The organism is Pedobacter faecalis, from assembly GCF_030182585.1.
In the GTDB taxonomy this organism is placed as follows: Bacteria; Bacteroidota; Bacteroidia; order Sphingobacteriales; family Sphingobacteriaceae; genus Pedobacter; species Pedobacter faecalis.
Genome location: NZ_JARXOW010000002.1, coordinates 12,128 through 29,508, shown reverse-complemented (window position 1 = coordinate 29,508; position 17,381 = coordinate 12,128). Strand labels below are relative to the sequence as shown.

At 45.4% G+C, this 17,381-nt stretch carries 14 protein-coding genes; 10 read left to right on the top strand and 4 right to left on the bottom strand.

Annotation, left to right across the window (positions count from 1 at the left end; all coding sequences use genetic code 11):
• Positions 1-12 precede the first annotated feature (12 nt).
• Positions 13-1,671: an ABC transporter substrate-binding protein gene (locus QEP07_RS13805; RefSeq protein ID WP_350223379.1), complete on the top strand. Its 1,659-nt coding sequence runs from the start codon at positions 13-15 to the stop codon at positions 1,669-1,671.
• 8 nt (positions 1,672-1,679) lie between these two features.
• Here the strand turns inward: QEP07_RS13805 and leuS are convergent, their stop codons facing one another.
• Together leuS and QEP07_RS13795 are read right to left on the bottom strand one after the other, a co-directional pair.
• A complete protein-coding gene (gene leuS, locus QEP07_RS13800; protein WP_285010772.1) occupies positions 1,680-4,496 on the bottom strand; it encodes a leucine--tRNA ligase in 2,817 nt (938 codons plus the stop codon).
• 91 nt (positions 4,497-4,587) lie between these two features.
• The gene (locus tag QEP07_RS13795; protein WP_285010771.1) at positions 4,588-4,965 is read right to left on the bottom strand and encodes a hypothetical protein; all 378 of its coding nucleotides are present in this window, start codon (positions 4,963-4,965) and stop codon (positions 4,588-4,590) included.
• Positions 4,966-5,056: 91 nt separating this feature from the next.
• Here QEP07_RS13795 and QEP07_RS13790 point away from each other — a divergent pair, with 91 nt between their 5' ends.
• The 7 genes from QEP07_RS13790 to QEP07_RS13760 all read left to right on the top strand — a co-directional run bounded on the left by QEP07_RS13790 (position 5,057) and on the right by QEP07_RS13760 (position 11,972).
• Entirely contained in the window at positions 5,057-5,935 is an 879-nt protein-coding gene (locus tag QEP07_RS13790) for a cell division protein FtsX (RefSeq protein ID WP_285010770.1), read from the top strand.
• Positions 5,935-6,159, top strand: coding sequence for a DUF3098 domain-containing protein (locus QEP07_RS13785; protein ID WP_285010769.1), 225 nt, complete (start codon positions 5,935-5,937; stop codon positions 6,157-6,159). The genes QEP07_RS13790 and QEP07_RS13785 overlap by 1 nt, the downstream gene beginning before the upstream one ends.
• Positions 6,160-6,166: 7 nt before the next feature.
• The gene (locus tag QEP07_RS13780) at positions 6,167-6,961 is read left to right on the top strand and encodes an undecaprenyl-diphosphate phosphatase (RefSeq protein ID WP_285010768.1); all 795 of its coding nucleotides are present in this window, start codon (positions 6,167-6,169) and stop codon (positions 6,959-6,961) included.
• Positions 6,961-7,683 carry a tRNA pseudouridine(55) synthase TruB gene (truB, locus tag QEP07_RS13775; protein WP_285010767.1) on the top strand — a complete coding sequence of 241 codons (723 nt, stop codon included), beginning with the start codon at positions 6,961-6,963 and terminating at the stop codon, positions 7,681-7,683. Before QEP07_RS13780 ends, truB begins: the two co-directional genes overlap by 1 nt.
• 13 nt (positions 7,684-7,696) lie before the next feature.
• Positions 7,697-8,632, top strand: coding sequence for a bifunctional riboflavin kinase/FAD synthetase (locus QEP07_RS13770; RefSeq protein ID WP_285010766.1), 936 nt, complete (start codon positions 7,697-7,699; stop codon positions 8,630-8,632).
• A 76-nt stretch (positions 8,633-8,708) separates the two neighbouring features.
• Positions 8,709-10,931: a cation:proton antiporter domain-containing protein gene (locus tag QEP07_RS13765; protein ID WP_285010765.1), complete on the top strand. Its 2,223-nt coding sequence runs from the start codon at positions 8,709-8,711 to the stop codon at positions 10,929-10,931.
• 3 nt (positions 10,932-10,934) lie between these two features.
• Positions 10,935-11,972 carry a DUF2157 domain-containing protein gene (locus QEP07_RS13760; protein ID WP_285010764.1) on the top strand — a complete coding sequence of 346 codons (1,038 nt, stop codon included), beginning with the start codon at positions 10,935-10,937 and terminating at the stop codon, positions 11,970-11,972.
• Positions 11,973-11,976: 4 nt separating this feature from the next.
• Here the strand turns inward: QEP07_RS13760 and QEP07_RS13755 are convergent, their stop codons facing one another.
• Positions 11,977-12,558 carry a LysE family transporter gene (locus QEP07_RS13755; protein ID WP_285010763.1) on the bottom strand — a complete coding sequence of 194 codons (582 nt, stop codon included), beginning with the start codon at positions 12,556-12,558 and terminating at the stop codon, positions 11,977-11,979.
• 71 nt (positions 12,559-12,629) lie between these two features.
• Positions 12,630-15,434, bottom strand: a complete 2,805-nt coding sequence (uvrA, locus tag QEP07_RS13750) for an excinuclease ABC subunit UvrA (RefSeq protein ID WP_285010762.1) — start codon at positions 15,432-15,434, stop codon at positions 12,630-12,632.
• 258 nt (positions 15,435-15,692) lie between these two features.
• On the opposite strand from uvrA, the gene QEP07_RS13745 reads away from it, so the two are divergent.
• Both QEP07_RS13745 and nth read left to right on the top strand, forming a co-directional pair.
• Complete coding sequence (locus QEP07_RS13745) at positions 15,693-16,268, top strand: RNA polymerase sigma factor (protein ID WP_256007095.1); 576 nt, start codon at positions 15,693-15,695, stop codon at positions 16,266-16,268.
• 351 nt (positions 16,269-16,619) lie between these two features.
• Entirely contained in the window at positions 16,620-17,291 is a 672-nt protein-coding gene (nth, locus tag QEP07_RS13740; protein ID WP_285010761.1) for an endonuclease III, read from the top strand.
• Positions 17,292-17,381: the final 90 nt, after the last annotated feature.

Below are 17,381 nucleotides of genomic sequence, written 5' to 3'. Positions count from 1 at the left end.
TTATTTAGTATTTTGTACAAAAATAGCATTACGGTACTCATGCCTCGTATTCTTTTAAGGTTTTTTTATTTCATGGTGCTTACAGCCGTGGCAGCCTGCAGTAGGCACGACCGGCATGACGGCAGGAGTGTTTTTCAGATGAATCTGAACCAAAACCTTACCTCGCTTGATCCCGCCTTTGCACGCAACCAGAACGCGCTGTGGATGATCAACCAGATATTTAACGGACTGGTGCAGATTGACAGCAATCTGAATACCGTGCCCTGCATTGCGAAGACATGGCAGGTTTCTGAGGATGGGCTGACTTACAGGTTTAATCTTCGTGACGATGTCTTTTTTCACGAGCACCCTTTGTTTGCCGGAGGAAAGGGCAGAAGAGTGGTGGCGGCCGATTTCGCATACAGCTTTTACAGACTAATCGACCCGGCGGTCGGCTCCTCTGGCGGGTGGATATTTTCGGACAAGATAGCCGGAAAGCATAGTTTAGTGGCGGTCAACGATTCTACCTTTCAAATTACCTTATCTAAGCCTTTCCCGGCCTTTCTCAAATTGCTTACCACACAATATTGTTCGGTGGTTCCTAAAGAAATCGTGGAGCATTACGGGCATGAATTCCGCAGCCATCCGGTCGGGACTGGTCCGTTTAAGTTCAAATATTGGAAGGAGGATGAAGTGCTGGTGCTTTTAAAAAACGAAAATTATTGGGAAAAGGTTAGCGGGACAAAGCTGCCGTACCTGGATGCAGTCAGGGTAACGTTTGTAACGGACAAACAGAGCGCGTTCATGAACTTTCTTAAAAAGGAACTGGATTTCTTTGATAAAGTAGACGGCAGTTACCGGAACGAAATATTGACCAGAGATGGGCGGGTGACCAACAAATACAGATATGCATTTCGTCTTCGTAAGGCCCCTTATTTGTGCACAGAGTATATCGGGATATTGGTAGACACCAATATCGCAGTCACAAGGAATTCGCCGCTCCGCCACCTGAAGGTGAGGCAGGCGATCAACTATGCCATCGACCGCTCCAAACTGGTCAGGTATCTCCGAAACGGTGTGGGTATCCCCGCCACCGCTGGATTTATTCCCAAAGGCATGCCTGGGTTCGACACTGCTGCTGTAAAGGGCTATCATTACAACCCGGAAAAGGCGGCGCAGCTTCTGCGCGAAGCGGGTTTCCCGAACGGGCAAGGGATGCCGCAGGTCACCTTAAGTACATCGACCAACTACAAAGATGTCATTGAATTTGTCCAGGGTGAATTAAATGCCATTGGCATACAGGTTAAAATAGATGTGAGTCCGAGTGCGAGCCTCCGCGATCTGATCGCAAAGAACGGGGTAAATTTTTTCCGGGGTTCCTGGATCGCAGATTACCCCGACGGGGAAAACTACCTCGCCATGTTTTATTCGCGGAATAAGGTGCCTTTCGGACCAAACTATACAGCCTATTACAATAAGGAGTTTGACCGCCTGTTTGAGCAGAGCTACTACGAGACGGACGAAAACCGTCGTTTTAAGCTTCATCAGCAAATGGACAGTATGGTTACCAGCTACGCCAACATCATCCCATTGTTCTACGATCAGTCGGTCACTTTAACCCAAAACAATATTAGCGGATTGAGCAATAATGCCCAGAACCTGCTGATCTTAAAAACGGTTACAAAACGCTGATCGTCGCGTTAGACTACTATATTAATGATCCTGCCTTTAACGAAGACGACCTTTTTGGGCGCCTTGCCTTCGAGGTAACTCTGAATCTGGCTTTGACCAAGCACCGCCGCCTCCACTTCGCTCTGTTCCAGTGTAAGACTTAAATTCAGGTTCATTCTTGTCTTTCCATTAATAGAGATAGGATAACTGAACTCATCTTCCACAAGATGCTCGGGCTTAAACTCAGGATAAGGTGCGTAGGAAAGGCTGCCTGCCTCATAACCAAGCAAGGTCCAGAGTTCTTCGCAGATATGCGGCGCATAGGGCGACAATACCACAACCAGATCTTTAAGGATGGCGCTCTTGTTACATTTCAGCTCTGTCAGTTCGTTGACGGCGATCATAAAGCTGGACACCGAAGTATTGAACGAAAAACGCTCAATATCGTCCTGCACCTTTTTGATGATCTTATGCAGCGATTTAAGCTCTGCTTTGGTGGGTTCGTCTGAACTTACCTGGAATTCCCACGCTTCGTTATGGAACAGTCGCCAGAACTTCCTGAGGAATTTGAACACCCCTTCGATGCCGTTGGTATTCCAGGGTTTGCTTTGCTCTAGCGGCCCGAGGAACATCTCGTACATCCTTAAAGTGTCGGCCCCATAATTCTCTATCAGCAAATCAGGGTTTACGACATTGAACTTGGATTTAGACATCTTCTCGACTTCAACGCCGCAAACGTACTTTCCGTTTTCCATGACAAACTCAGCCTCTTCGAACTCTGGACGAAACGCTTTAAACGCAGCAATATTCAGAATGTCGTTTTCAACAATATTCACGTCGACATGGAGCGCTGAGGTCTTATATTGATTTTTAAGTCCGTACGAAACAAGTTTATTGGTTCCCCTGCCCTGCTCGTCGACTACCCGGTAAACGAAATTACTCCGGCCCTGTATCATACCCTGATTGATCAGTTTTTTAAACGGCTCCTCTTCTTGAGTATAGCCAAGATCCTTTAAAAACTTGTTCCAGAAGCGACTGTACAAAAGATGCCCAGTGGCATGTTCAGCACCGCCTATATAGAGGTCGACATCCTTCCAGTAATCGATAGCCTCTTTGGAAGCGAAATCACTCGTGTTGTCTGGATTCATATACCTGTACCAGTACCAGCTAGAGCCAGCCCAACCTGGCATTGTACTTAGCTCGTATTCATACTTGCCTTCATATTTCCAGTCCTCAGCCCTTCCCAACGGCGGTTCGCCGGTTTCTGTAGGTAAGTACCTGTCAATTTCCGGCAGCATCAGAGGTAACTCCTCTTCCTTGATCAGATAAGGTAATCCGTCTTTAAAATATATCGGTATAGGTTCTCCCCAATAGCGCTGACGTCCGAATATAGCGTCGCGCATCCGGTAATTTATTTTGGCCTTACCAGAACCTTTGCTTTCCAACCATTCGTTCAGCGCGGAGACAGCCTCGGTATAAGTCATACCGTTTATAAATCCGGAATTGATGTATTTACCTTCTTTTGTAGGATCTGCCTGAACATCCAAATCTTTTTGTGCGTCAAGGATCTGCACCACAGGCAAATTAAAGTGACGCGCGAAAAGCCAGTCGCGCTGGTCGCCACTAGGCACGCCCATTACTGCGCCTGTGCCATATCCTGCAAGCACATAATCGGCTATCCACAACTGGATACGCTCCCCGCTCACTGGATTGATGACATAGCTGCCGGTAAACGCACCTGAGACCGTTTTGGTATCGGCCATGCGGTCGAGCTCCGACTTCTTCCTGGTCTGCGCTATGTATTGCTCCACCGCTGCGCGTTGTTCAAGAGTGGTAAGCTTGGCCACCAGTTCATGCTCGGGCGCTAAAACTAAATAAGATACCCCAAAGATAGTGTCTACCCGGGTAGTGAAAACTTCAATATAGTCGGTCTTGAGTTCGGAGAATTCTGAAACCAGACCGGCTCCCTCTATCTTGAACCGGACGGAAGCGCCTGAACTTTTACCGATCCAGTTTCTTTGCATTTCTTTCACAGGCTCTGGCCAGTCGACGGTGTCAAGTCCGCTCAGCAAACGCTCGGCGTAAGCGGAGATCCGCATACTCCACTGCATCATTTTTTTCTGTTCAACAGGATGCCCGCCACGCTCAGAAAACCCGTCTTTTACTTCGTCGTTGGCTAAAACGGTGCCCAGGGCAGCACACCAGTTCACGGTACTTTCTTTAAGGTAGGTAAGTCGGTATTTCAACAGTTCGGCCTGCTTTTGCTCTGCGGTCATTGCTGCCCAGTCGGACGGCAACAATTGTTGAACATCTTCATCGCATACGGCTCTTACACCCTCGGTACCGCTGGAATTAAATTTCTCAATCAAGGTAGAAATATCTTCCGCCCGGTCAGTCTCCAAATTGTACCATGAGCTGAACAGTTGCATGAAGATCCACTGTGTCCATTTATAGTATTGCGGATCGCTGGTGCGGACCTCCCGGCTCCAGTCGAAAGAAAAACCGATCTTATCAAGCTGCCTGCGGTAGGTATTGATATTTGTTTCAGTAGTTATGGCAGGGTGCTGACCGGTTTGTATGGCATACTGCTCGGCCGGTAAGCCAAATGAATCGTAGCCCATCGGATGCAAAACATTATAACCTTTAAGGCGTTTATATCTTGCAAAAATATCGGAAGCAATATAGCCCAGTGGGTGACCCACATGTAAGCCCGCCCCGGAAGGGTAGGGAAACATATCTAACACATAGTATTTAGGCTTTTCCGTATTTTCCGCGACCTTGAAGGTCTGCTTATCGGCCCAATGCTCCTGCCACCTTTGTTCTATTTCTTTAAATTGATAATCCATCGATAAACTTTGTATAGCTGTTTGCGCTTACCGGCGCTCCTGCGATTGCAGGATGCGAAAATAAAGAAATAAACACAACTCTGCGAAGCCCCTATCTTTTCAGGAAAACTTTTTTTGTGACGCTGCCGTCGGAAGCCGAGAATTCCAATCTGCCTGTCTCCAGTACGATGACCTTGCAGGTGTACAGCTTGCCGCCGATCTGCATACTAAAGTCATTACCCACCTGAACAGCGTAGGTGCCCGATTGAAGATTGCCGCCTTCACGAATTTCGACGATATCGTCTTCTCCCTCCTTAAAGTCGTAATAATCACCGGTTGATATATTTAAAGGCACACCTTCGATCCGCGAGACATCCCAGCGACCCGTCATTCTGGGCTTTATTGAAGTAGTATCTTCTTTACCGCAGGAGGTCAAAACAAGATTAACGATGAGCAAAAGCGCAATAGTAAGGATTGATTGTTTTTTCATAACAGGTTTTGTTTTTTTCCAAAAAGCTTCGCAAATACGGTGCCTTTTGTGAACATTTACTTATTTTCGCAGAAAACTCAGACTAAAGCGTATGGAAGAATTTGAAGTAAGCGACGCTTCTAAGAAGACAAAAACGATCTACATTTCTACGATATTCAGTATTGCTCTTGTTCTGTTGATGCTTGGAATGCTCGGACTGATTTTGGTTCATGCCAAGAATCTGTCTAATTATGTTAAGGAAAACATCGTTTTAAATATTATTGTTGATGAGGGCGCTAAAGAGACGGATATTTTACAGTTCCAGAAGGACCTGAACGCCAACCCGGCTATCAAATCTACGCAGTACGTGAATAAGGAGATGGCAGCGAGAAACCTGACCAATGATCTGGGTGAAGACTTTGTGAATTTCCTTGGGTATAACCCACTACTCTCTACGGTAGACGTTTATTTGAAAGCGGACTATGCCAACAATAAGAGTATAGAGTCACTGAAAGCAAGTATCGGTCAGAATCCGGTCGTTAAAGAAGTGATCTATCAGAGCTCGCTCATCGACATGGTCAATAAAAACATCAACACGATCGGACTGATTATTTTAGGCTTTGCTGCCATACTGCTGGTGATTTCTGTGGCACTGATTAACAACACCATACGCCTGGCCATCTATTCCCAGCGTTTTCTGATCAAAAGTATGCAACTGGTGGGTGCTACCCGCGGCTTCATTCGCAGGCCGTTTGTATTGATTGCAGCCCTGCATGGGCTGATAGCAGCCTTTATTGCGATCCTTATCCTGCTTGGCATTTTATATTACACCCAGCGGGAGATTCCTGAAATTGTTATCCTCAGAAACTACACCGAATTCGGCATCGTACTTATTGGCCTTGTTGGTATTGGCATTTTCATCACCGCTATTAGTACATCAATGGCGGTTAATAAATATTTACGTTTAAAAATATACGATCTTTACAGATAATGGCAGAAAAAAAATCCGCTTCCCCGAACCCGGAAGCAAAATCGGAACTGGTTTTTACGAAGAAGAACTATCAATTGCTTTTATTGAGCATAGCCATCGTAGTTGTAGGTTTTATCCTTATGATGGGTACTACAGACATTTATGATTTCAGGAAAACCCTACTTGCTCCGATGGTAGTGCTTGCTGGTTTTGGACTGGGCGTCTATGCTATCCTAAAGAAATAGCCGGTAAATGGATTATTTACAAGCTTTAATTCTCGCCGTTATAGAGGGCCTGACGGAGTTTTTACCAGTGTCTTCAACCGGCCATATGGTGATCGCCAGTTCTTTTATGGGTATTGGTCATGATGATTTCGTAAAATTATTTGAAGTAGCCATCCAGCTTGGGGCCATATTGGCAGTCGTAGTCTTATACTGGAGAAAATTTATGGATTTCAGCAAATGGCAGTTTTATCTTAAACTTGTTATTGCTGTTATTCCTGCTTTGTTTTTTGGCTTTATCCTGAACGACTTTATCGACAACACCCTGGGCAATCCTTTGTTTATAGCCGTTGTGCTTTTATTGGGTGGTATCGTATTGTTGTTTATCGATAAACTGTTTAAGAGTCCGGCAATAGATAAAGAAACCGATATCAGTAATCTGACTGCTTTTAAGATTGGATGTTTTCAGGTGCTGGCGGTGGTTTTTCCAGGATTGAGCAGAAGTGCCGCTACAATTATCGGAGGCATGCAACAAAAGCTTACCAGACAGGCCGCTGCGGAGTTTTCGTTTTTCCTGGCGGTTCCAACCATGTGCGCTGCCACCGGATATAAGCTGCTGAAGGGCTATGACTTGCTCAATGCAGAAAACGTAAAACTTCTTCTTTTTGGTAACGTGGTCGCTTTTATCGTGGCGATCATCGCCATCAAATCATTTATCGGCTTTTTATCCAAACATGGGTTCCGTATTTTTGGATGGTACAGGATCATTATAGGCGTTGTCCTTATCGCCTTATATTACTCCGGTGTGGAAATGAATGTTTTGTAATGACTGAAGAGATTAAGGAGCAATCTATAAAGGAATTTCCAGAGTTTAATTTTGCTGAGGGCGAACTTCTGCTGATCAACAAGCCTTACAAATGGACAAGCTTTGATGTTGTAGGCAAAATCAGAAACTCCCTTAAACCGCTTAAACTGAAGGTAGGCCATGCCGGGACACTTGATCCTTTGGCTACCGGGTTGCTTATTGTTTGCACCGGCAAGCTGACCAAGCAAATCGATTCGTTTCAGGCTGAAGAAAAGGAATATACCGGCACGATGGTCCTTGGAGCTACCACCCCCTCTTACGATATGGAAACCGAGCCTGATCAGCATTTTGATCTAGAGGGCCTTAGCCACGAGGCTATACATGATGCCACAAGTGCATTCATGGGCGATATACAGCAGTATCCTCCTGCGCATTCTGCCATCAAAGTAAACGGGGAACGTTTATATCTCAAAGCAAGACGGGGTGAGGAAACGGAGCTAAGATTGAGAAACGTGAGCATTTCCCTTTTTGAGATTACTTCAATCAGACTCCCCGAAGTTGATTTTAGGGTGATATGCAGCAAGGGAACCTACATCCGTTCGCTGGTTGCTGATTTTGGAAAAAAGCTCAATAACGGGGCTTACCTGTCCAGGCTCACAAGGACAAGAAGCGGTAATTTTCTGCTGGAGAATGCTTTTGAGGTGAGCGACTTGGTGACGCACCTGCGCAGTAAAAAAGTTTAGTAAATTTACAGTCTTGAAGATATACCATCAGCTTTCGGAGTTCAACAAACTGAGCAATGCGGTTGTGACCATCGGCACTTTCGATGGTGTCCACTACGGGCATCAAAAGATTGTAAAGCAGTTGTGCGACAAAGCCAAGGCACTGCGTGCGGAAAGTGTGATCCTAACCTTTTTCCCCCATCCGAGGTTAATCATTGATCCGGAAAATCAGGACCTTAAGATGATCAATACCATCCAGGAGAAGGCCAATATCCTGGAAACCCTCGGAGTGGACCATCTGATCATCATTCCTTTTACCCGCGACTTTTCGAATTTATCGCCCGAAGACTACATTAGAAACATTTTGGTTGACACCATTGGAGTTAAGCATTTAATTGTTGGCTACGATCATCGTTTTGGAAAAGACCGGCAGGGTGGCATGAAGGAACTGGAGTTTTATGCAGATCTGTTCGGGTATAGTATTGAACAGATTCCAGAGCAGGATATTAATGATGTCGCCGTAAGTTCCACCAAAATCAGAAAAGCTTTGCTGGATGGGGATGTAGCTTTGGCGGCGAAGTACTTAGGCTATCATTTTTCCCTGCGTGGCCGGGTGATCAAGGGTGATAAGATCGGACGTACGATCGGTTTTCCGACGGCCAATATTTTTATAGAGGAAACTTATAAGCTGATTCCGTCTGACGGCATATATGCCGTTACCGTTTATTTAAACGAAAGCCTGTTTAAGGGCATGGCATATATAGGGCAGCGGCCTACAATAAACGGCATGACCAGAAATATCGAAGTGAACATCTTTGATTTTGAGAAGGAAATATATGGCCAGGAAATCACCATGAACTTCATGGAGTTCCTGCGGCAGGATGAAAAGTTCACAGGACTGGAAGCCTTGAAATTGCAATTGGAGAAGGATAAAACGGCTACTCTGGCCTATTTCCGAAAGGCGTTTTAACCTAAAAAACTCGCGCCTTTCTGCTAAAAACACCTCTTTTTTTCGTATATTAGGGCAAATTGATTTTTCGTACGATATGATACATCTGCCCGTTCTTATTACCGACCTGGGGCTCATACTTGCCGCTGCTGCTATAACAACATTACTATTCAAAAAAATCAGACAGCCTATTGTACTGGGCTATATTCTTGCTGGTTTGCTCGTTGGGCCACACGTTGACTTTCTGCCTACGGTTACCGACAATGCCAGTATTCATATCTGGGCAGAAATAGGTGTTATTTTCCTTCTTTTTAGTCTGGGCCTGGAATTCAGTTTTAAGAAGCTTGTAAAGGTTGGCGGCTCGGCTTCCATTACAGCCATTGTAGAAGTGGTATTTATGCTGGCCATAGGGTTTACGGCTGGAAAATTAATGGGCTGGTCTACGATGGACAGCATCTTTCTGGGCGGAATCCTTTCCGTATCCTCTACAACAATCATTATCCGTGCGTTTGAGGAACTCGGAGTAAAGCATAAGAAGTTTGCGGGACTGGTTTTCGGGGTGTTGATTGTGGAAGATTTAGTAGCAATCCTGCTTCTTGTATTGTTGTCTACCCTGGCTGTAAGCCAGCAGTTTGCCGGTGCAGAAATGCTGACCTCCATTTTGAAACTTTGTTTCTTCCTGATCCTCTGGTTTATAGGGGGCATTTTCCTTATCCCCACTTTCTTAAAGGCGACAAGAAAGCTTATGAACGACGAGACTATGCTGGTTGTATCGATAGCGCTCTGCCTCATTATGGTCCTGCTGGCTGTCAAAGTCGGTTTCTCCCCGGCGTTGGGCGCTTTTATCATGGGTTCCATACTTGCTGAGACTACCCAGGCCGAGCGGATAGAACATCTGACCAAATCTGTAAAGGATCTTTTCGCGGCTATCTTCTTTGTGTCTGTGGGTATGCTCATTGAACCCCGCATTCTTGTGGAATATATCGTACCTATATTGATCATTACCCTATCGACGGTATTAGGAAAGTTTTTGAGTTCAGGCCTGGGTGCGCTGGTATCAGGGCAGCCACTTAAGACGTCGGTGCAGACAGGCATGAGTCTGGCACAGATCGGTGAATTCTCTTTTATTATTGCCACGCTGGGACTTACACTGAAGGTAACCAGCGAATTTTTATATCCCATTGCTGTGGCGGTTTCCGCCATCACAACGTTTACCACGCCTTACCTGATTAAGGCTTCGGAGCCCTTTTACGTTTTTCTGGAACGCAAACTGCCAAACCGGTGGACGGAAGGTATTAAGCGGTACAGTTCGAGTACTGCCGGAATTACAACGATGAGCGACTGGAAAATCCTGCTCAGGTCGTACACCTTCAACACCATCATACACAGTGTAATTTTAATCGCCCTGGTTTTCTTAGGCTCACGATTCCTTCAGCCCTTTATTACCACCTCTATCATCAACGGAAACTACGGGATCATCATCAGCCTGGTGCTTACTCTTGCTGCAATGACACCGTTTTTATGGGCACTTGCCATCAGACGCATTGAGCGAAAGGCATATTCTCATCTTTGGCTCAATAAAAAGTATACAAGAGGCCCGCTTGTCGCGCTCGAAATTCTGCGTGTGGCCATTGCCATCTTTTTCGTTGGCTTCCTCATTTATCAATTTTACAGCACCTGGATCTCGGTGGTCTTTGCGGTAGCCCTTATTGTATGCGGAATGTTTATCTTCTCCCGGAAACTGCAAAGCTTTTATAACCGACTGGAGAGCCGTTTCCTCCGAAACCTGAATGCGAGGGAAGCGCAAAACGCACAGCATGAGATATTGCCCTGGGACGCTCACCTTGCCGATCTTACGGTGGCACCTGAGTCGTCTCTAATCGGGAAAACACTCGCCGAGTTATCGGTGCGCGAGAAGTACGGTGTAAACATCGCCCTTATTGAACGGGGCAAGATCATGATTCCTACACCGGGACGTGATGAACGGCTATATCCCAATGACAAGGTGATGGTGATTGGTACTGACGAGCAACTGGCTGCGGTGAAGGTACTTTTTGAAGGGATGATTGACGAGAACTTGGAATCATCATTCCCGAAAGAAGATATGGCTCTGCAAAAAGTTGTGATAAACAGCAGCTCTCCTGTCTATGGCCAAAGCATCCGGACATCGGGCATCCGCGAATCAACTCAGGGACTCGTGGTCGGCATTGAGCGCTCCGGAACGCGTATTCTGAATCCGGATTCTGATTTTGTGTTTGATAACGGTGATATCGTTTGGATTGTAGGCAACAATAAAAAAGTGCCTGCTTTATTGGCATAGCATATGAAGATCGACCAGGAGAAAAGCGATTTCCTTGATGACATGATTCGTCATTGGCAAGAACAGAACCTCCTGACGGAAGAGGATGCAGGGAGGCTAAAAAGCAGTTACGAAGCCAAGACCTTTGACTGGCGCAGACTGGCGCAATACTCCTTTTGGATCGCGATGGCTTGTGGCGTCATTGCCTTAGGCTCCCTGCTCGTGGACAATAAAATACTGGCCTACCTGGAACGGCTGCTCGATGCGTCCGACCTGCTGATCAGTATATTGTCTGCCGCAGCTGCAACACTTCTGTACTATTTCGGGTTTAAACGGAAGCGGACCCAACCGCTCCGTGTGTTTAGCAACGAAGCTTTAATATTTACAGCGGTTATGCTTACAGCGAATGCTGTCGCTTATTTAGGCAAGTCATTGGGAAAGGATAGCGATCATTTTAGCACCCTAATTCTGGTCTCCGCACTCGTTTACGGTGTGCTGGCCGTAACATTTAAATCAAGGCTAATATGGATATTTACGCTGATTTCCATCGGCGCCTGGTTCGGTACGGAGACGGGGTATCTCTCCAGGGATAACATGTATTTCTTAGGAATGAACTACCCTTTACGCTTTACAGTGTTTGGCCTCTTCTTAACCGCCTGTTCATTTCTACTGAAAAGGAATGCCCGCCTAGCCATGTTTTTTCAGGTCAACTATGTCAGCGGGATGGTGTATCTGTTCGTGTCGATGTGGCTGCTATCCGTATTTGGTAATTTTGGTTCGCTAGAACAATGGTATAGCGTTTCTCAACTGAGTCTGTTTTATTGGGGACTCATATCTGCCGCCGCCTGCGTGATCAGTATCTTTATCGGACTTAAATACAGAGATGAAATTGCCCGCGAATTTGGCATCACCTTTTTATTTATAAACCTGTACACAAGGTACTTCGAGTATTTCTGGGACAGCTGGCACAAAGCATTGTTCTTTGCCGTACTGGCTGGTTCGTTCTGGCTTATTGGCCGGCGGGCAGAGAAGATCTGGAATCTGGAATTCTTAAAAAAATAGTTACTTATCTGATCAGGTAGATATATACCAGTTTGAAGATATGGTACGCCGAAAGTACGAAGAAAAGTATGGCGATACTTTTACTGATCAGATAACTGCTTAGCTCAAACTTTTCCTGGACGTATTGTGCAAAACGGGCAAAGCCATACAAGGCCAGGGCTGCGCCCAGACCGGATCCAATACTGAATATCGTTAATGAAAGGTAACCGATATCTATCCACTCATGTGATATCAGGTAAGTGCCCACGAAAAGCCAAAACGGCACCTGCATAGGGTTAATTACGCCCAGTAGCATTCCATACTTTATGCTGTCTTTCTTGGAGTAGTCTGCTTTAGGCATCTGTTTGCGTGAGCGCCAGGTAAGCACGCCCAATATGGTGAACAACAGGATCATTGCAACGTCAATCGTGTATCCAAGGTCGATCTCACTTGACAGCCACTGCACGAAACGCATGATAGCGAATGTGAACAGCACCTCTACGGCAGAGAATGCGCAGATGAAATATATCGCCTGTCTGATTCCTCTGGTGATGGTGATCTGAACCACGGTCAGATTGATGTTGCCAGGCGGAATATAGCCGATCATGTTTAAAACGATCCCTAGAAAAAACGTTAAAAAAAGCATTGCCGAAGATAGCTGAATTTATCTTAAACCTGCTATGCCTGCAAACGTGCTTTCAGATACTGCCCTGTATAGGAATGCGCTACGTTGACCAGGTCTTCCGGCATACCTTCGAATACAACGTTACCACCCTGATCTCCACCTTCCGGACCAATATCGATCACCCAGTCGGCGCATTTGATCATATCCATATTGTGTTCTATAACCAGCACACTATTACCCTGCTCTATCAGCGTGTTAAGTGCAATCAGCAGTTTCTTGATGTCATGGAAATGCAGTCCTGTAGTGGGTTCATCGAAAATAAAGAGTGTCTTGTGGGTGTTGTTGCCCTTGATCAGAAACGAAGCGAGCTTGATGCGCTGGGCCTCACCGCCCGACAGCGTATTTGACGACTGCCCAAGATGAACATAACCCAGTCCCACATCCACGAGCGGCTGCAGCTTCGCTAATATCTTCGGCTGCCCCTCAAAAAACGTTACGGCTTCCTCGATAGTAAGATCCAGGATATCGGCCACATTCTTGTCCTGATAGGTTATGTCGAGCACCTGCTGCTTAAACCGCCGGCCGCCGCAGGCTTCGCAGGGCAGAAAGATGTCGGCCATAAACTGCATCTCAATCTTTACTTCCCCTTCACCCTGACAAACCTCGCAGCGGCCTCCTTCTACATTGAAAGAAAACGCAGCGGGCTTAAGTCCGGCAGCTTTAGCCGAAGGAAGTGCCGAAAATAAGGCGCGGATATCGTCCCAGGCCTTCACATAAGTCACCGGGTTCGATCTTGAAGATCGCCCGATTGGATTTTGGTCGACCATCTCAACCTGCGCAATCAGATCAAAATTGCCCGACACGCCATTGTGCGCACCGGTCTGCTCGCCGGCATAGTTGCCTATCGCTTTTTGCAATGCCGGATAAAGGATTTTTTTAACCAGACTAGTTTTTCCCGATCCGGATACGCCTGTAACTGCGGTGAACACGCCCAGCGGGAATTTTACATCGATGTTTTTAAGGTTATTCTCCCTCGCTCCCTGAATCAGGATGTGGTCGTTCCACTTCCTGCGGTATTTCGGGACTGGAATAGTTTCCTTGCCCGACAGATATTTACCGGTCAAACTTTTCTGATCCTTAACAATCTGGTCATAGGTGCCACTGAAAACCAGCTCCCCCCCGTGGGTACCTGCCTCCGGACCGATGTCTATGATGTAATCTGCAGCAAGCATCATCTCTTCCTCATGCTCTACGACGAGCACAGTGTTGCCAACATCTCTCAACGAAAGCAGCACACCGATCAGCTTGTTCGTATCTCGCGGATGGAGTCCTATACTCGGCTCGTCGAGGACGTAAATAGAACCGACCAAACTACTCCCGAGTGAGGTTGCAAGGTTGATCCGCTGCGACTCACCTCCAGACAGTGTATTGGAAAGACGATTTAGTGTAAGATAGCTCAATCCGACATCGTTCAAATACCGCACCCGGTTTTTTATCTCGGTGAGCAGTCGCCGTGCAATTTTTTCGTCTGTCTCGTTAAGGGACAACTCATCGAAAAATATCAGGAGGTCTGACAATGACATTAACACCAGGTCAATGATGGACCTGTCTTTAATTTTTACATAGGAGGCATCCTTTCTGAGTCGTGATCCTTTACAATCCGGACATGTGGTTTTCCCGCGGTAGCGCGACAACATCACTCGGTATTGTATTTTATAAGTCTGCTCTTCCAGGTCCTTAAAAAAGGCATCAAGCCCCGCAAAATATTTATTACCTGTCCACAGCAAGGCCTGCTCGCTCTCCGTCAGTTCGCTATAAGGCCTGTGAATGGGAAATTTAAACTTATCGGCGTTGGCTATCAGGCGATTCAACCACTCGCGCATCTTCTCTCCTCTCCAAGGTGCTATGGCGTTATCGTATATACTTTTGCTTTTATCCGGTATTACGAGATCGGCATCTATACCAATCACATTGCCATATCCTTCACAGCGCTTACAAGCCCCGTACGGATTGTTAAAGCTAAAAAAATTCGGAGTAGGCTCTTCAAAGCGGATACCGTCAAGCTCAAACCGGTCGCAAAAGTGATGAAACTGGCTGTCGTGTTCCAGGTAGCAATCACCTTTACCCTCAATAAAGGCTGTTTGAACAGAGTCAGCTATACGGCTTACTGTTTCATCATCCCGGTTCACCACGATGCGGTCCACCAATATCCTCACGTCCGTTTCATCGCTGAACCGGAAGTCTTCAAATGATGGGTCTTCCAGGATTTGTTCAATCTTTTTGATTTCATTCTGATATAAAATCCTCAGGAAGCCCTTCTGCAGCAAAACGGCAAGTTCTTCCTTTATAGACCGATCATTGTGGGGGTGAAGCGGGCAGTATACGGTCACAACTGCCGACTCATTTAATGTCAGTATGTAATCCACAACCGTACTAACGGAGTCTTTTTTTACCAGTTGTCCAGATACAGGGGAATAGGTTTTGCCGATTCTGGAGAACAGGAGTTTAAGGTAATCGTAAATTTCCGTTGAAGTACCTACTGTAGATCTGGGATTAGAGGTGACCACCTTTTGTTCTATTGCAATAGCCGGCGCAATACCCTTGATGTAGTCAACCTCCGGCTTGTTCATCCTGCCCATAAATTGTCGCGCGTAGGAAGACAAACTTTCCACATATCTTCTCTGGCCTTCGGCATATAATGTATCAAAAGCAAGCGAGGATTTGCCAGAGCCCGACATCCCGGTGATAACGACAAGCTTATTTTTAGGAATGGAGACGTCAATGTTTTTTAAGTTATGAACCCTGGCACCTTTTATGATGATGTTTTTATGTGGATCGCTCAAATTTTCGTGATTCATTAGCATGATGATAGAATATACAAATATACCTCGAAAAAACTTAACATGCTTTTTGTGCCAGTGGCAAAAAGGCATAACCCCGGGTATTTAAGATTTTTTAACATTTTTAAAGTTGCATTGTTATAAAAAAAATGCTTCTTTTGAATAAAGAACCAAAATAAAGTTTACCACTTAAAGACATAGGAGAACACGTATCGAAACAAACTCTACTAAATAATTTTTAGCAAACAGGGGAAGGGATTTAGTAAGGATACACCTATGAAATTACAACAGCAAACGGATCAGGATTTAATAAAATTATATCTGGGGGGCAACGAATCTGTTCTGGAGGAATTGCTTAGACGGCACAAATCAAAAATATATACATCTATATATCTTCTGGTGAAGGATCAATACCTCGCCGAGGATATTTTTCAGGACGCCTTTATCAAGGTAATCAACACGCTGCGTTCCGGCAGATACAATGAAGAGGGGAAATTTCTTCCATGGGTTATGCGAATTGCACATAACCTCGTTATCGATTATTTCAGAAAAGAGAAACGGGCCCCTGCAATTACGAGCGCCGATGGTACTGACGTACTAAATATGCTTCAGTTTCATGAGGAAAGTGCTGAGGACCGGATGCTTCGCGAACAGACGCATGTCGACCTTAGGGCGATGATACAGCTTCTTCCTGACGACCAGAAAGAGGTGCTCATTATGAGGCACTATGCCGACTTGAGCTTTAAAGAAATCGCTGAACTGACCGACGTAAGTATTAACACTGCGCTGGGCCGCATGAGATATGCCTTGAATAACCTGCGGAAAATGATGAAAGTGAAGGAAGTATCATAACTTATACAATAAATTGTTTTTATTTATATTTCGTTTAAAATAAAACCAGATTGGTGGCGTTTATAAACTAAAAACAATACAACTAAAATGCTTATGATAGAAACCTCTACTTTATTTAATCAATTGAATTGCGAACAATCAAATCAGCATGCTTTGGAAACTCAGGAATTACAATCAAACGATTTGACGTTCTACAATACGATCAGGGGCCAGTTGGACAACCTAAAAAAAGAACCGTCCGATGAAACTGTCGCAAAAATTCTTGCTTACTCCCGAGGGATGTAATCTTAACTTTAAAGCTGCCACTTTCCGGCAGCTTTTTTTATTACCACGATTTGGCTAAGTTTGTCCATGCGCAGGATTGACCGGTATAAATTATTTGTATCCCATTTTTCAGCCAGGCAGCCCAATGCTGAAACCGAGCTCCATTACAATAACCCTTTCCAACTGCTTATTGCAGTGATCTTATCAGCACAATGTACAGACAAAAGAGTGAATCAGGTTACGCCCGACTTATTTTTACGGTTTCCTACGCCTGAAAGTCTTGCCGACACAACACCTGACGTAGTTTTCGACTATATAAAAAGCATAAGTTATCCGAACAATAAGGCTAAACACCTTGTTGGAATGGCAAAGATGCTGGTACAGGATTTTGGGGGCCGGGTACCGGAGAGTGTTACAGATCTGCAGAAGATGCCCGGGGTAGGCAGAAAAACAGCAAACGTTATTGCCTCCGTAATATATAATGCGCCTGCAATGGCCGTAGATACGCACGTATTCAGAGTAGCTAACCGGATTGGCCTGACCAACGGTAAGACTCCCCTGGCAGTAGAAAAAGACCTGGTCAAATCACTGCCGGAAGAGACCATCCATGTGGCACACCATTGGCTTATCCTGCACGGGAGATATGTTTGTGTGGCGAGATCACCGAAATGTGATATCTGCGAGATTACATATTTTTGCAGGTATTATCAGAAAGTTAACAAATCCGCTAATATTTTTAGTCACGAAAACGGTGTCTAAAAAAATATTTGCGCAAACTTTATATCTAATTTAATTATTTACCTATATTTGCTAATATAATTAGTATAGCATTTAAAAAGTTAACACTGA

Bases quoted from the DNA above. Each gene is read 5' to 3' on its own strand.
- QEP07_RS13755 (WP_285010763.1), bottom strand. From the start codon at position 12,558: ATGATCGGCTATATTCCGCCTGGCAACATCAATCTGACCGTGGTTCAG.
- QEP07_RS13790 (WP_285010770.1), top strand. From the start codon at position 5,057: ATGGAAGAATTTGAAGTAAGCGACGCTTCTAAGAAGACAAAAACGATC.
- uvrA (WP_285010762.1), bottom strand. From the start codon at position 15,434: ATGAATCACGAAAATTTGAGCGATCCACATAAAAACATCATCATAAAA.
- nth (WP_285010761.1), top strand. From the start codon at position 16,620: ATGCGCAGGATTGACCGGTATAAATTATTTGTATCCCATTTTTCAGCC.
- QEP07_RS13795 (WP_285010771.1), bottom strand. From the start codon at position 4,965: ATGAAAAAACAATCAATCCTTACTATTGCGCTTTTGCTCATCGTTAAT.
- truB (WP_285010767.1), top strand. From the start codon at position 6,961: ATGACTGAAGAGATTAAGGAGCAATCTATAAAGGAATTTCCAGAGTTT.
- QEP07_RS13760 (WP_285010764.1), top strand. From the start codon at position 10,935: ATGAAGATCGACCAGGAGAAAAGCGATTTCCTTGATGACATGATTCGT.
- QEP07_RS13745 (WP_256007095.1), top strand. From the start codon at position 15,693: ATGAAATTACAACAGCAAACGGATCAGGATTTAATAAAATTATATCTG.
- leuS (WP_285010772.1), bottom strand. From the start codon at position 4,496: ATGGATTATCAATTTAAAGAAATAGAACAAAGGTGGCAGGAGCATTGG.
- QEP07_RS13765 (WP_285010765.1), top strand. From the start codon at position 8,709: ATGATACATCTGCCCGTTCTTATTACCGACCTGGGGCTCATACTTGCC.
- QEP07_RS13780 (WP_285010768.1), top strand. From the start codon at position 6,167: ATGGATTATTTACAAGCTTTAATTCTCGCCGTTATAGAGGGCCTGACG.
- QEP07_RS13785 (WP_285010769.1), top strand. From the start codon at position 5,935: ATGGCAGAAAAAAAATCCGCTTCCCCGAACCCGGAAGCAAAATCGGAA.